Annotated in this window: 12 protein-coding genes; 8 read left to right on the top strand and 4 right to left on the bottom strand. The window is 70.2% G+C overall.

What is annotated here, in order from left to right:
- Positions 1–239 precede the first annotated feature (239 nt).
- On the bottom strand, positions 240–1,280 hold the full coding sequence (locus F3J18_RS16895; protein ID WP_017919242.1) for a LacI family DNA-binding transcriptional regulator: 1,041 nt from the start codon (positions 1,278–1,280) through the stop codon (positions 240–242).
- 118 nt (positions 1,281–1,398) lie between these two features.
- Between F3J18_RS16895 and F3J18_RS16890 the strand changes: the two genes are divergently transcribed.
- Positions 1,399–2,625 carry a phytanoyl-CoA dioxygenase family protein gene (locus F3J18_RS16890; RefSeq protein ID WP_166913420.1) on the top strand — a complete coding sequence of 409 codons (1,227 nt, stop codon included), beginning with the start codon at positions 1,399–1,401 and terminating at the stop codon, positions 2,623–2,625.
- Positions 2,626–2,635: 10 nt separating this feature from the next.
- Here F3J18_RS16890 and F3J18_RS16885 read toward each other — a convergent pair whose 3' ends face one another.
- From F3J18_RS16885 to F3J18_RS16875, 3 genes are all read right to left on the bottom strand, one after another.
- A complete protein-coding gene (locus F3J18_RS16885) occupies positions 2,636–3,436 on the bottom strand; it encodes a hypothetical protein (protein WP_166913419.1) in 801 nt (266 codons plus the stop codon).
- Between the two features lie 260 nt (positions 3,437–3,696).
- A complete protein-coding gene (locus F3J18_RS16880; protein WP_166913418.1) occupies positions 3,697–5,181 on the bottom strand; it encodes an aldehyde dehydrogenase family protein in 1,485 nt (494 codons plus the stop codon).
- A gap of 150 nt (positions 5,182–5,331) precedes the next feature.
- Positions 5,332–6,165 (bottom strand): LuxR family transcriptional regulator, encoded by an 834-nt coding sequence (locus tag F3J18_RS16875; protein ID WP_017921992.1) that lies wholly within the window; start codon positions 6,163–6,165, stop codon positions 5,332–5,334.
- Positions 6,166–6,349: 184 nt separating this feature from the next.
- Between F3J18_RS16875 and F3J18_RS16870 the strand changes: the two genes are divergently transcribed.
- The 7 genes from F3J18_RS16870 to F3J18_RS16840 form a co-directional block, all read left to right on the top strand.
- Positions 6,350–6,694, top strand: coding sequence for a cupin domain-containing protein (locus tag F3J18_RS16870; protein ID WP_166913417.1), 345 nt, complete (start codon positions 6,350–6,352; stop codon positions 6,692–6,694).
- Between the two features lie 272 nt (positions 6,695–6,966).
- Positions 6,967–8,316, top strand: a complete 1,350-nt coding sequence (locus F3J18_RS16865) for an FAD-dependent oxidoreductase (protein WP_166913435.1) — start codon at positions 6,967–6,969, stop codon at positions 8,314–8,316.
- Between the two features lie 315 nt (positions 8,317–8,631).
- Positions 8,632–10,203, top strand: a complete 1,572-nt coding sequence (locus F3J18_RS16860; protein WP_166913416.1) for a cytosine permease — start codon at positions 8,632–8,634, stop codon at positions 10,201–10,203.
- Between the two features lie 84 nt (positions 10,204–10,287).
- Complete coding sequence (locus F3J18_RS16855) at positions 10,288–10,662, top strand: hypothetical protein (RefSeq protein ID WP_166913415.1); 375 nt, start codon at positions 10,288–10,290, stop codon at positions 10,660–10,662.
- On the top strand, positions 10,659–10,862 hold the full coding sequence (locus tag F3J18_RS16850; RefSeq protein WP_025098924.1) for a helix-turn-helix transcriptional regulator: 204 nt from the start codon (positions 10,659–10,661) through the stop codon (positions 10,860–10,862). Before F3J18_RS16855 ends, F3J18_RS16850 begins: the two co-directional genes overlap by 4 nt.
- A gap of 331 nt (positions 10,863–11,193) precedes the next feature.
- Positions 11,194–12,093 carry an NAD-dependent protein deacetylase gene (locus F3J18_RS16845; RefSeq protein WP_166913414.1) on the top strand — a complete coding sequence of 300 codons (900 nt, stop codon included), beginning with the start codon at positions 11,194–11,196 and terminating at the stop codon, positions 12,091–12,093.
- A gap of 232 nt (positions 12,094–12,325) precedes the next feature.
- A partial coding sequence (locus F3J18_RS16840; protein ID WP_166913413.1) for a DUF938 domain-containing protein occupies positions 12,326–12,646 on the top strand: 321 nt, incomplete at its 3' end.

Below are 12,646 nucleotides of genomic sequence, written 5' to 3'. Positions count from 1 at the left end.
TGTCGTGATCTCGACGAACTGGCTTGGCGCTCCCGGGACGGTCCGTGGACCGTGGTGGAAATCGAGGCTCCGGCACTATGCCATTGTTAATTTTTCGTTATATGAGTAATTTTGATGAAATCCATCTACTGGATGGATGAATCGTCCAATCGGGCGAAAACGATGCGTTTCGTTGTGCTCGCATCGATCTTTCAGACGATAGCGGGCCGGCGCGAATCGACCTCGGGCGCCTCGCCCGCTCAGGCGAAACGGGCCGCGATGTGCGCCGGGATGTTCTCCGGCGTGATCACCACCAGGGACGAACACGGCGCGATCGCGCCGGCCGGCAGCAGGCGATGGAAGTGCATCAGGTGCTGGCAGGCGGCGCGCAGGTCCTGGCGCAGGTCGTGGTGCAGCACCGCGTGCAGGCGTCCCTCGCGCAGCAGGCGGATATTGTCGCGATCGAGGTCGTGGCCGACGAAGCAGACCGGCGCCAGGCGCCGCGCCTCCAGCGCCGCGACGATCGCCGCATTGCCGCCGCCCATCGAATAGACCGCCACGATCTCGCGCCGCCTGCCGAGCGCGGCGCGCACGCGCTCGCCGGTGGCCGCGTCCAGCCCGTGGCCGCCGCTCGCGTCGATCAGGCCCAGCTTCGGGTAGCGGCTGCGCAGCGCGCGCCGGAAGCTGATCTCGCGTTCCTCCTCGCCGCGAAACCGCTCGTCGCTCAGGGTCACCAGCACCTTGCCGGAGCGCTCGCCCAGCCACTGCCCGATCAGCCAGGCCGCCGTCGCGCCGGCCACGCGGTTGTCGGGCCCCGCATAAGCCAGGCGCGCCGAGCCCGGCAGGTCGGTGAAGATCGTCACCACCGGGATGCCCTGCGCATGCAGCGCGGCGATCGCCTCGGCGATGGCGGGTTCGTCGCGCGCCTTGAGCAGCACGCCGTGGCTGCCGCGCTTGCCGATCGCGCGCAGCGCCTCCACCACCTCGGCGGTGCCGAGCGTCTCGCGCATCAGCAGGCGCGGGCGGAACACGGCCGGATGCAGGCCCGGCAGCTCGGCATCGAGCGCCGCGCCGATCTCGTCGGCGAAGCGCGCGGGCGCCTCCACCAGCACGTCGACGATCAGCTTGCGGCCGGCCGCATCGAGCTGCCGCGCCTGCTTCTCCAGTTCGCGGATCGCCTGCTCGACACGTCGCCGCGTGTGGTCGCGCACATGCGCCCGGCCGTTCAGCACGCGATCGACGGTGGCCGCGCCGACGCCGGCCTGCAGGGCGATTTCCTTGACCAGGAACTTGTGGGCCATGATTTCGGCGATCCGGATTTGAGGTGTTCTTGATGGATCGATGATAGTTCGGATCGATCGTGCATCGCTATACTCGTTTCGCATCACGATGCCTGCACGACAGGCGGGAGACGAAGCGATGACGAGCCGGGCGCAAGCGCAAGTATTCGACAGGATTCCGAATGGAGATGCCGAGCCGGAACCGAACTGGTTCAGCGAGGCGGGCTGTTCGCTCGATGCCTTCGTCGCCGAACTCGGGCGCGGCGAGCGCGAGCACGGGAGGCCGGCGCGCGCCGGCGAGCTGCTGAGGCAGGTGCCGATCTACGATTGCCGCGACCTGCGCGGCGTGTGGCGCGATCGCGAGGCGCTGATGGCCTGGCAGGCCGAATGGACCGAGGTGTTGCTGCACGGCGCGGGCGTGCTGGTGCTGGCCCATGCCTACGAGGACACGGCGCCGATCGACGCCGCCACCGAGGTGTTCGAGGCGATCATCCGCGCCGAGCGCGAGCAGGGCGGCGGCGGGGCCGATCACTTCGCGCGGGCCGGCGCGAACGACCGTATCTGGAACGCGCAGGAAAAGCTGTGCCGGCAGGCGCCCGAGGTGTTCGCGGCGTATTTCGCCAATCCCGCGCTGCGGGCGATCGCCGAGGCATGGCTCGGGCCGGCCTACCAGATGACCTCGCAGGTCAACGTGGTGCGGCCCGGCGGCGCCGCGCAGCAGGCGCATCGCGATTACCACCTCGGTTTCCAGAGCGCCGAACAGGCCGCGCGCTACCCGGCGCACGTGCATCGCATGTCGGCGCTGCTGACGCTGCAGGGCGCGGTGGCGCATGGCGCGATGCCGGTCGAGAGCGGGCCGACCAAGCTGCTGCCGTATTCGCAGCGTTATGCGCCTGGTTATGTCGCCTGGCGGCGGGCCGATTTCCGTGCCTATTTCGAGGCCCATTGCGTGCAGTTGCCGCTGCGCAAGGGCGATGCGCTGTTCTTCAACCCCGCGCTGTTCCATGCCGCCGGCGAGAATCGCACGGCCGACGTGCAGCGCATGGCGAACCTGCTGCAGGTGTCCTCCGCCTACGGCCGCGCGATGGAGACGCTCGACCGGCGCGCGATGTGCGAGCGGCTCTACCCGGTGCTGCGGGCCTGGCGCGCTTCGGGGCGGCTGGACGAGGCGCAGGCCGAGGCCGTGATCGCATCGAGTGCCGAGGGTTATCCGTTCCCCACCCGGCTCGATCGCGATCCGCCGCTGGGCGGCCTCGCGCCGGCCAGCCAGCAGCAGTTGCTGCGGCAGGCGCTGGCGGAGGACTGGACCGAGCAGGCGCTATCGGCGGCGCTGGCCGAACACGCCTGGCGCCGCGAAGCGTCCTGAAGCGCGGCGCTCAGGAGGCCGGCGTGGCGGGATTGACGGCCGATGCCGGCGCCTGGGCGGCGCTCGGCGCGGTGCCGCCGTGCGCCGTGCCCGAATGGAAGGACTCGAGCTCCGAGGACAGGCGCTGCGCGCGCGTGCCGTTCGGGTTGTAGTACTCCTCGACCGTCTTCACCCAGCGATTGACCGAGGGCACGTACCAGACCGCCTTGTAGAGGCGGCCGGTGGTGGTGACGGCCTTCTGCCCGCCGGCATGCGCGATCGCGGTGACGCCGTTGTTGTCGTGCACCACCGTGCTGCCGGCGACTTGCGTCGGCGCGAGGTCGGCCGTCCACTGGCCTTCGCCCTCGATCTTGATCGCATCGAAATGGCCGGCCGGCACGTCGATCGCCTCGTGGCCCACCACCCGCATCCTGGTGTCGTAGGTGCGCGAGCTCAGGCGCGCGTTCGGCTGCTGCTCGGTGAACTTGACCTCCCACTGCTTGCCGGTGCCGAGCGGGAACGCCAGCGGCCGGCTGACCACCTGCTCGGTGCCGTTGACATTGCGCGCGCGGCTCCAGTCGAGGCCCGAGATCGATTCGATCGGAGCCTGGGGGGAGTTCGCCGTCTTGGTCTCGACATAGATGTGATCGGCGGTGGTGCGCAGCGCGACGATGCTGTCGTGCGACTGGCGCCAGCCGTTCGGCCCGGTTTCTGCCGTGTTGATGTAGGTCCAGGTGTCGCCGGGCGTGATGGTCGGCGCGGGGATGCCGTCGGCGCGGCAGATCATCGGCGTGGCCAGCAGCGCCAGCATCCAGCTAGTCTTGATTTTCATGGGGAGGGATTCCCGGGTTGGTCTCGCCGCGATTCTAGTGGGCCGAGCTTTCGCTTGGCCTGCGATCGAGAGGCCCGGGAAGGGCCGGCGAAACGGCCTGCGAAACGGCCCGCCGTTTCGTGTCAGCCGCGTGACATCGAGGGGCCGGCGCGGGATGGCGCTCGCCTGCTTCGAGACGATGCGTTCGCGGTGCCGCGCGCGTGGCGACGGAGCGATTCACACGCGCCGCTGCACGGCGCGGCAGGCCGCGCGCCGCTCGCTCAAGCCGAGATCCGGTGCCGCAGTTCCTGGTAGCTGCGCAGCCCGGCCAGGCCCAGTTCGCGGCCGATCCCGCTGAGCCCCAGCCCGCCCCAGCAAACCTGCGGGAAGATCAGCTGCGGGGTGTTGATCCACACCAGGCCCGCGCGCAGCGCCTGCGTGTAGCGCCGCGCCGCGTCCGCATCGCGCGTGACGACCGTGGCCACCAGCCCATAGGCGGTGTCGTTGGCCAGCGCGATGGCTTGCTCGTCGTCGCGGAACGACTTCACGCAGGCCACCGGACCGAACACTTCCTCGGTCCACAGCGGATTGTCGAGCGCGGGTTCGTCGATCACCACCGGCGCGCGGAAGAAGCCGTCGCCGCAAGCGGGATCGAGCCGGCCCTCGAAGGCGACCGCGGCGCCGGCGGCCAGCCCGGCCTCGAGCGCGGCGTTCACGCGCGCGCGATGCGCGGCCGAGATCAGCGGGCCCATCGCCACCTCGCTCAATTGCGGCGGCCCGACCACCAGCTCGCGCACCGCCGATTCGAAGGCGGCCATGAAGGCGCCGTGCAGCGTGTGATGCACCAGGATGCGCGCGGTGGCCGAGCACATCTGCCCGGCATTGGTGAAGGCGCCGCCTACCGCGAGCGAGACCGCCAGCGCGAGATCGGCATCCTCGCGCACCACCAGCGCCGACTTGCCGCCCAGCTCCAGCGTGAGGCGCGTCATCCGCTCGGCGGCCGCGCGCATCACGTGCCGGCCGGCGGCGGTGCTGCCGGTGAAGGAAATCTTGTCGATGCGCGGATGCGAGCTCAGCAGCGCGCCCACCTCGGCGCCGCCGTTCACCACGTTGACGGCGCCGGCCGGCACGCCGGCCGCGTGCACGTGGGCGACCAGGCGATGCTCGACGGGCGAGCTCAGCTCCGAGGGCTTGAGCACCACGGTGCAGCCGGCGGCCAGCGCCGGCGCGAGCTTCCAGGCGGTGGTCACCATCGGGAAATTCCACGGCACGATCAGCGCGGCCACGCCCACCGGCTGGTAGTCGAGCTCGGCCGCGATTTCGGCGCCGGGGATCGCGATCGATTCGGGAGAAAACAGTGTGGCCTGCTCGCAGAGTTCGGCGTAATAGCGGAAGGTCGCGGCCGCGTCGCCGACGTCGATGTCGGCCTCGACCGGCGGCTTGCCGCTGATCTCGCGTTGCAGCGCGGCCAGCGCCTCGCGGTCCGCCTCGATGCGATCGGCGATGGCGTGCAGCAGCCGGCCGCGCTCGGCGCTGGCCGTCGCGCGCCAGGCCGGCAGCGCGGCGCGGGCCGCCGCCACCGCCTCGTCGACCAGCTCGGCCGTCGCGCTGTCCTGCCAGCCGGCCGGCGCGCCCGTGGCCGCGTGATGCAGCGGCGTGCGCGCGCCGGGTTCTCCGGCCTCGCGGTAGTGATCGGTGCCGGCGATCGTCGCGGCGGGATGGACGGCGCGGCCGTCGTCGGCGCGGCGGGTCGGAACAAGGCTCATCGGGGGTGTCTCCGGGGTTCGGTGCGCGATCGTTGCGGGGATCGCGTCGCGACGATGGTAGGGGAGTTCCGGCAGCGGACGAATCGCGAATTGCCGATGTCCACATCGATCGCGATCGATGCATGCGGCGCGTGCCGCGCGGGCCTGTCTTCAGGCGGCTGCCGACTGCGCCCAGGCCAGCAGCTCGCGCTTGGTGCGCACGCCGAGCTTGGCGAAGGCGCGCTTCACGTAGGACTCGGCGGTGGCCACCCGCACGCCGACGATCTCGGCGGCCTCGGGCACGGTGCGCCCGCCGATCAGTTGCGCGCAGATCTCGTATTCGCGCCTGGACAGGCGCGGCTGGTCGCGCGCGAGGCGCGCATCGAACTGCGCGAGCGGATGCAGGTGCGGGGTGACGTGCGCGATCCGTCGCGAGGCCGCGGTGGCGGCATGCAGTTCGAGCAGCGGGAACAGGCAGTCGCTGACGGTGCGAAAGCGCTGCATCTCGGCCAGCGAGAAGGCGGGCTGGCGCGTATCGCGTTCCAGCGCGATCGAGTGCTGGGCGTGGCGCGTGCCGCGCGCCAGCACGCATTCGTGGGCGATCTGCACCTCGTCGTAGAGCCGCTGGCGGAATTCGCCGGGCGGGATCGCGCCGATGTCGCGCACCACCAGCAGGGTGCCGACCTCGCCGCGGATGCCGGCGAACAGCGGATCGCGATCGTAGAAGCGGTCGTAGTAGAGCGTCATCACCTCGGCGATGGTGCCGTGGTCCATGCCCACGCCGCCGCTGCCGACCCATTCGCAGCGAAAGCCGGTCGGCATCGCCGCGTCGACGCGCGAGCGTTCGATATGGACCGCGTTGACCGGCACGATCTGGTTGAGCAGCACCGTCAGGCGCGGCACGAAATCAGGTGTGCCGACCGAGTCGATGACTTCGCCGAGCGTCTGGAACGACAGCGGGATCGGGGCGGAATCGAGCGGGGAGGAAAGGGCGTGAACGGCCATGATGCATGCCGGAATGGAGGCGAGCCGATTATAGATCAGGCCTCGTGCCGGCCGTAAAGCCGGGGTTTTCCGCAGGCTCGCGGAAGGGCGAAAGCGCGGCTTGCCCCCCCCGCGGGGGGGCATACCGGGGCGCGGCCGCTCGCTACAGTCCAGCTCATCCCTTCTACACGGAATGAACCACGCAATGAGCAAACTGATTCAGGACATCGTCCCGCTGGGCGCCGGCATCGGCGAATTCACGCGCCTCGACTACGGCATGGACGAATGCGACTGGCGCGCCGGCGCGGGCCCCAGCGCGGGCCACGTGATCGGCTGGTGGGAGGGCAAGGTCGGCGCGCTCGACTTCCCGGCCACCGAGGCGGACGAGGCGGTCTGGCTGGTCGAGGGGCGCGTCGCGCTGACCGACCTCGAGGGCAATCGCCAGGAGTTCGTGGCGGGGCAGGGTTATCTGCTGCCGGCCGGTTTCGCGGGCCGCTGGGAAACGCTCGAGGACGCGAAGAAGTTCTACGTGCTGCTCGAGAAGGCCTGAGCCGCGCCGCGCGATGTTTCCGCTCGCCGCCTCGTGTTGCCCGCGTACGTGCCTCGCGCCCGCGGCACCCCGCATGAACCTCGTTTCGTCGCCGCGTCGCGGCGGCCTCATTCGTCAGGAGTCCCGCGATGCTTGATACCGCGAACCATCGTGAAGCCGGTCTCGGCGGCGCGCCTTCGTCCGCTCCGGCGGCCCGCCACGAGGGCCGGGGCGGCGCGCGCGGCGAGGCCAGCCAGGCCGATGCCGAACGCGCGCTGGCCGGCGCGAAGCTGATGCCGTACTGGCTCGACAACCCGGCCGAGCCGCCCGCCGAGGCCGCGCTGCGCGGCGACCGGCAGGCGGACCTGCTGATCGTCGGCGGCGGCTTCACCGGGCTGTGGGCGGCGATCCAGGCCAAGGAGCAGATGCCCGAACTCGAGGTGGTGCTGATCGAGGCAGGGCGCGTCGCGCATGGCGCCTCGGGCCGCGCCGGCGGCATCATCTCGACCTCGGTGATGCACGGGCTGCCGAACGCGGTGCGCGTGTTCCCGAACGACATCGCCGAGCTGGAACGCTTCGGCCATCTCAATCTCGACGGCTTCGAGGCGAGCCTGGAGCGCTACGGCATCGATGCCGACATCGAGTGGAACGGCGAGATGACGGTGGCGGTCGACCCCGCGCATCTCGGGCAACTGCGCGAGGATCACGAACTGCACACGCATCATGGCCACGACGTGCAGTTGCTGGATCGCCAGCAGACGCTCGAGCAACTGGATTCGCCGCTGTTCGCCGGCGCGCTCTGGTCGCGCAATCGCAGCGGCATCGTGCATCCGGCCAAGCTGGCCTGGGGCCTCAAGCGCGCGGCGCTCTCGCTGGGCGTGAGGATCCACGAGCACACGCCGCTCGAGGCGATCCGCGACGAAGGCGACACGGTGCTGGCCAGCACGCCCGAGGGCAGCATCCGCGCGCCGCGCGTGCTGTTCGGCAGCGGCACCGCGAAGGTCGGCATCGCCGACATCAACCGGCGCGTGCTGCAGGTGCGCGACCACGTGCTGGCCACCGAGCCGCTCAGCGAGGCGCAACTGGCGCGAATCGGCTGGAAGAACCGGCAGGGCATCTACGACACGCGCACCCAGCTCAACTATTTCCGCCTCACCAAGGACAACCGCATCATCTTCGGCGGCCTGGTCAGCTATCACTTCGACGGCAATCCGCAGCCGGCCCAGGATGCGCGCCGCGATACCTACACGCGGCTGGCGCAGGCCTTCTTCCGCACCTTCCCGCAACTGGCCGGGCTGCGCTTCTCGCATGCCTGGGGCGGCCCGATCGACTACTGCTCGCGCGGCTCGGTGTTCGCCAAGCGCTACCTGGGCGGCAAGGGCGTGTTCGTGGCCGGTTACACGGGCTTCGGCGTCGCGGCCAGCCGCTTCGGCGCCTTCATGGGCCTGAACATCCTGTTCGATCGCGACAGCCCCGAGCGCCGGCTCGACATCGCCAGGCAGAGCCCGACCTACATCCCGCCCGAGCCGGTGCGTTGGCTGGCCGCGAAGATCACCTTCCACGCCTTCGACGGCGCCGATGCCGAGGGCGGCTGGAAACGCGCCTGGATTCGCGGCATCAAGGCGATGGGCTTCCCGATGTGAGCGCGGCGCGGCCGGCCAGGTGCCGGCCGCGCCGTTTCCTTGGGTGCCGCCGGCGCCTTTGCCGATCGATTCGTTCTCCGATGTTTTCGACCACTTCCGATCCCGCCGAAGCCTATGGGCACGGGCCACCCGGGCCCGCCGAACTTCGAGCCTTCCCCGGCACGGGCGCGACGGCCCGTGAGCGCGGGCCGGCCCCGCGCGGCGTACCAGCGACACCGCGCGCCGGGCCCCGGCCCGCGGCATGAACAACGATCGGCACGATATGCCGGCCAGCCCGCGCGACGGGCGGGACCGGCGCCCGAATGGAGCGAGACGATGAGCGACACTTCCCACGACGACACCAGCATGACGCGGATCGAGACCTTCAGTTTCGAACGCATCCCCGATGCCTCGCGCTACGCGCGGCCCATCGACCTGTTCCGGCTGCTGTTCGGCGGCTGCAACACCTTTTCCACCTCGGTGCTCGGCAGCTTCCCGATCCTGGTCGGCCTGTCGTTTCGCGACGGCGCGCTGGCGATCGTGCTCGGCGTGCTGGCCGGTACCTGCATCCTCGCGCCGATGAGCCTGTTCGGCACGCGCAACGGCACCAACGACCCGGTTTCCTCGGGCGCGCACTTCGGCATCCACGGCCGCATCGTCGGCTCCTTCCTGGCGCTGCTGACCTCGGTGGCCTTCTTCTCGCTGGCGGTCTGGAGCTCCGGCGACGCGCTGGTGGGCGGCGCCCACAGCCTGGTCGGCCTGCCCGTCAACGGCGCCACGGTGGGCCTCTCGTACCTGGTGTTCGCGGTGCTGGTGCTGGTGGTCTGCATCTACGGCTTCCGCTTCATGCTGTGGGTCAACAAGATCGCCGTGTGGGCCGCCAGCCTGATGTTCCTGGTGGGTGCCTTCGCGTTTTCCGGCAGCTTCGACGCCGCTTATGCCGGCACCCTGCACGCGGGCGGCGCGGGCTTCTGGGCCGCCTTCTGCGGCGCCGCGCTGGTGGCGATGAGCAATCCCGTGTCGTTCGCCTCGACGCTCGGCGACTGGGCGCGCTACATCCCCGAGCACACGCCGCGCCATCGTGTGATCGGCGCCGTGTTCGTGGCCCAGCTCGCCACCTTCGTGCCGTTCCTGTTCGGGCTCGCCACGGCCAGCATCATCGCCACCCACGCACCCTCGTTCATCGCCTCGAACGACTACGTGGGCGGGCTGCTGGCGGTGTCGCCGCGCTGGTTCCTGCTGCCCACCTGCGTGATCGCCATCATCGGCGGCATGTCGACCGGCACCACCGCGCTGTACGGCACCGGGCTCGACATGTCGAGCATGTTCCCCAGGCTGCTGAACCGCGTGCGCGCCACGCTGCTGATCGGCACGCTGGCGATCGGCTTCATCTTCGTGGGGCGCTTCGCCTTCAACCTGGTGGAGAGCGTGTCGACCTTCTCGACCCTGATCGGCACCTTCAGCTGCCCCTGGATGGCGATCATGGTGATCGGCTACGTGACGCGGCGCGGCTTCTATCTGGCCGACGACCTGCAGGTCTTCAATCGCGGCCTGCGCGGCGGCCATTACTGGTTCACGCACGGCTGGAACCTGCGGGCGATGGGCGCCTGGCTGCCGGCGGCCCTGGTCGGCCTGGCCTTCGTCAACCTGCCGGGGCAGTTCGTCGGCGTGCTGGGCAACCTGGCCGGCGGCCTCGACCTGAGCGTGCCGATCTCGCTGCTGCTGGGCGGCGTGCTGTATCTCGTCTTCGTCTGGCTGTTCCCGGAGCCCGATGCCGTGTATGGGCCGGCGGGGCGGCGTTTCGTGCGCGGCTTGACGCGCGCGACGGGGCCGGCGCGGGAAGAGAGCGATGCGGCTCGGTGCCTGCCGGTGCAGGGGATCGGCGAGCTGGCGCGGCGCGGCAAGTGATGCGGTTCGATGCCATGTAAAGCAAGCTTTACATTTCGATCGGCTTACGTCAGACTGGTCGCCTTCGACAACAAGGAGGCCAGGATGAATCGTTACCGGATCGAGGTTGGGGCGGCGCTGCTCGCCTATGTGGCGCTGCTGACCGTCTCGCTGCTGCTGTTGCGCGGCGACGGCATCGAGTCGAGGGGTTGGCGCATCCTGGTCTCGCTGCTGCCGATCCTGCCGGGCGTGGGTGTCTGCTGGGCGATCGTGCGGCGCGTGCGGCGGCTCGACGAACTGCAGCGGCGCATCGAGCTCGAGTCCTTGTCGATCGCCTTCGGCGGCACCGCGCTGCTGACCTTCGGCTACGGCTTCCTCGAGAACGTCGGTTTCCCGTCGCTGTCGCTGTTCGTGGTGTGGCCGGTGATGGCCGTGCTGTGGGTGCTGAGTTCGGTGTTCGTGTCGCTGCGCTACCGATGAACAATCGCGTGCGGGAGTTGCGGCTGGAACGAGGCTGGTCGCAAGCGGCGCTGGGCGAGCGCCTCGGCGTGTCGCGCCAGACCGTGATCGCGATCGAGAACGGCCGCTACGATCCGAGCCTGCCGCTGGCCTTTTCGATCGCGCGTACCTTCGGGCTGGCGATCGAGGCGATCTTCGACGACGGGCATTCGGCGGCTTGAAAGGAAAGGCGGGCGCCGACGCGGGCCACAAAAGAAAAAGCCCGCAACACTGTTGCGGGCTGAATCCATGTTGGAGACATGGAGGAGACAGACGCAATACTAAGGGTTTGTACTAGGCGTGGCAAGCGAATTCGTTAGACGTCGTAGCGGCGTTGTGTCCACGCAACGCGGAACGGCTCGCTAGGCCGCTGTCGCGAATGATCTTGCCCCATTGTCGGCCATGCCTGACAAGGCGATCCACGTCGATTCAGGGCCTTCGGTATGATCTCGCGCAGGCCGGCGGACGAGGCGATTGCTCCCCGAACCCGCCGGCAGGACCCCCCACCCAGCCATGAACGATCACGATTCCCTGCCCGAACTCGTCGCGGCGGACCCGGCGGCGCTCGACGCGCTGCACGCTTTCGTCGAACGCCATCCCCGCCTGTTCGTGTTGACCGGCGCCGGCATCAGCACCGATTCCGGCATTCCCGGCTACCGCGACCGCAACGGCCAGTGGATGCGCTCACCCCCGATCCAGTACCAGGAATTCGTCGGCTCCGAGCCGGCGCGCCGCCGTTATTGGGCACGCAGCATGCTCGGCTGGCCGGTGGTGGGGCGCGCGCGGCCGAACGCGGCGCATCGCGCGATCGCGCGGCTCGGCGCGGCCGGGCGCATCGGCGGGCTGGTCACGCAGAACGTCGATGGCCTGCACCAGCGCGCCGGCAGCCGCGGCGTGATCGAGCTGCACGGCGGCATCGACGGCGTGAGCTGTCTCGATTGCGGCGCCCATCACGCGCGCGCGGCGATCCAGCACACGCTCGAGGCCGACAATCCCGCGCTGCTGGCCTATGAAGCCGTGCCGCTGGCCGACGGCGACGCGCAGCTCGAACTCGATACGCTCGACGATTTCCGCGTGCCGGCCTGCCCGATCTGCGCGGGCATGCTCAAGCCGGCCGTGGTGTTCTTCGGCGAGAACGTGCCGCGCGAACGCGTGGCGGCCGCGACGCGCGCGCTCGACGAAGCCGATGCGATGCTGGTGGTCGGCTCCTCGTTGATGGTGTATTCGGGGTATCGCTTCTGCGTCTGGGCCGGCGAGCGCGGCAAGCCGGTCGCCGCGCTGAACCTGGGGCGCACGCGCGCCGATCCGCTGCTCGCACTGAAGGTCGAAGCCGCCTGCGGCGCGACGCTGGAGGCGCTGCTGACACGGCTCGGGCTGGCCGATCCGGAAGAGGGGGCGAGCCTCGTGCGCTGAGGGCGCGGGTGGTCGCGTGCCGGTGCGCTGAATCGACGAGGTCGAGCGAGCCGGCGTGCCGGCCCGCCTGATCCGCGATGCCGAACTAGCCGAACCAGCCCGCCGCTCGTCACCAGCGTGTCGAAGTGTCGAAGGCGTCCCGCGTCCGCTACCACCGAGCCCGCCGATGCGGCACACTGCGCGCATCGCGGCTTCCGGCCGTCCCGTCCTCATCCTCCACCGATCCTCCCGCATGACGAATTCCACCGATCCAAATCACGCCCGGCCGAGTGCCGAATGCACGGGCGAAGCCGCCGCTAATCCGGCCGATCGCCTGCAGGCGCCGGCGGCCGAGCGCAACCGCGAGCCGATCCTCGCGGTGCTGCGCGAGGTCCTGCCCGAGCGCGGCACCGTGCTCGAGATCGCGAGCGGCACCGGCCAGCACGCCGTGCATTTCGCGGCGGCCCTGCCGGGCATCGACTGGCAGCCGAGCGACCCCGAGCCGCGCTCGCGGCGCTCGATCGCCGCCTGGGTCGCGCAAGCCGGCCTGCCGAACCTGCGCGCGCCGCTGGCG

Origin of the sequence: Burkholderia sp. Ax-1720 (assembly GCF_011753035.1) — a bacterium.
GTDB lineage: Bacteria > Pseudomonadota > Gammaproteobacteria > Burkholderiales > Burkholderiaceae > Burkholderia > Burkholderia gladioli.
The sequence above is the reverse complement of the archived record's forward strand: the minus strand, read 5'-3'. Positions and strand labels throughout refer to the sequence as shown.

Excerpts from the sequence above, each read along its gene's own strand:
- F3J18_RS16865 (WP_166913435.1), top strand. The coding sequence starts at position 6,967 with ATGCCGTACTGGCTCGACAACCCGGCCGAGCCGCCCGCCGAGGCCGCG.
- F3J18_RS16870 (WP_166913417.1), top strand. The coding sequence starts at position 6,350 with ATGAGCAAACTGATTCAGGACATCGTCCCGCTGGGCGCCGGCATCGGC.
- F3J18_RS16895 (WP_017919242.1), bottom strand. The coding sequence starts at position 1,280 with ATGGCCCACAAGTTCCTGGTCAAGGAAATCGCCCTGCAGGCCGGCGTC.
- F3J18_RS16875 (WP_017921992.1), bottom strand. The coding sequence starts at position 6,165 with ATGGCCGTTCACGCCCTTTCCTCCCCGCTCGATTCCGCCCCGATCCCG.
- F3J18_RS16890 (WP_166913420.1), top strand. The coding sequence starts at position 1,399 with ATGACGAGCCGGGCGCAAGCGCAAGTATTCGACAGGATTCCGAATGGA.
- F3J18_RS16880 (WP_166913418.1), bottom strand. The coding sequence starts at position 5,181 with ATGAGCCTTGTTCCGACCCGCCGCGCCGACGACGGCCGCGCCGTCCAT.
- F3J18_RS16855 (WP_166913415.1), top strand. The coding sequence starts at position 10,288 with ATGAATCGTTACCGGATCGAGGTTGGGGCGGCGCTGCTCGCCTATGTG.
- F3J18_RS16850 (WP_025098924.1), top strand. The coding sequence starts at position 10,659 with ATGAACAATCGCGTGCGGGAGTTGCGGCTGGAACGAGGCTGGTCGCAA.
- F3J18_RS16845 (WP_166913414.1), top strand. The coding sequence starts at position 11,194 with ATGAACGATCACGATTCCCTGCCCGAACTCGTCGCGGCGGACCCGGCG.
- F3J18_RS16860 (WP_166913416.1), top strand. The coding sequence starts at position 8,632 with ATGAGCGACACTTCCCACGACGACACCAGCATGACGCGGATCGAGACC.
- F3J18_RS16885 (WP_166913419.1), bottom strand. The coding sequence starts at position 3,436 with ATGAAAATCAAGACTAGCTGGATGCTGGCGCTGCTGGCCACGCCGATG.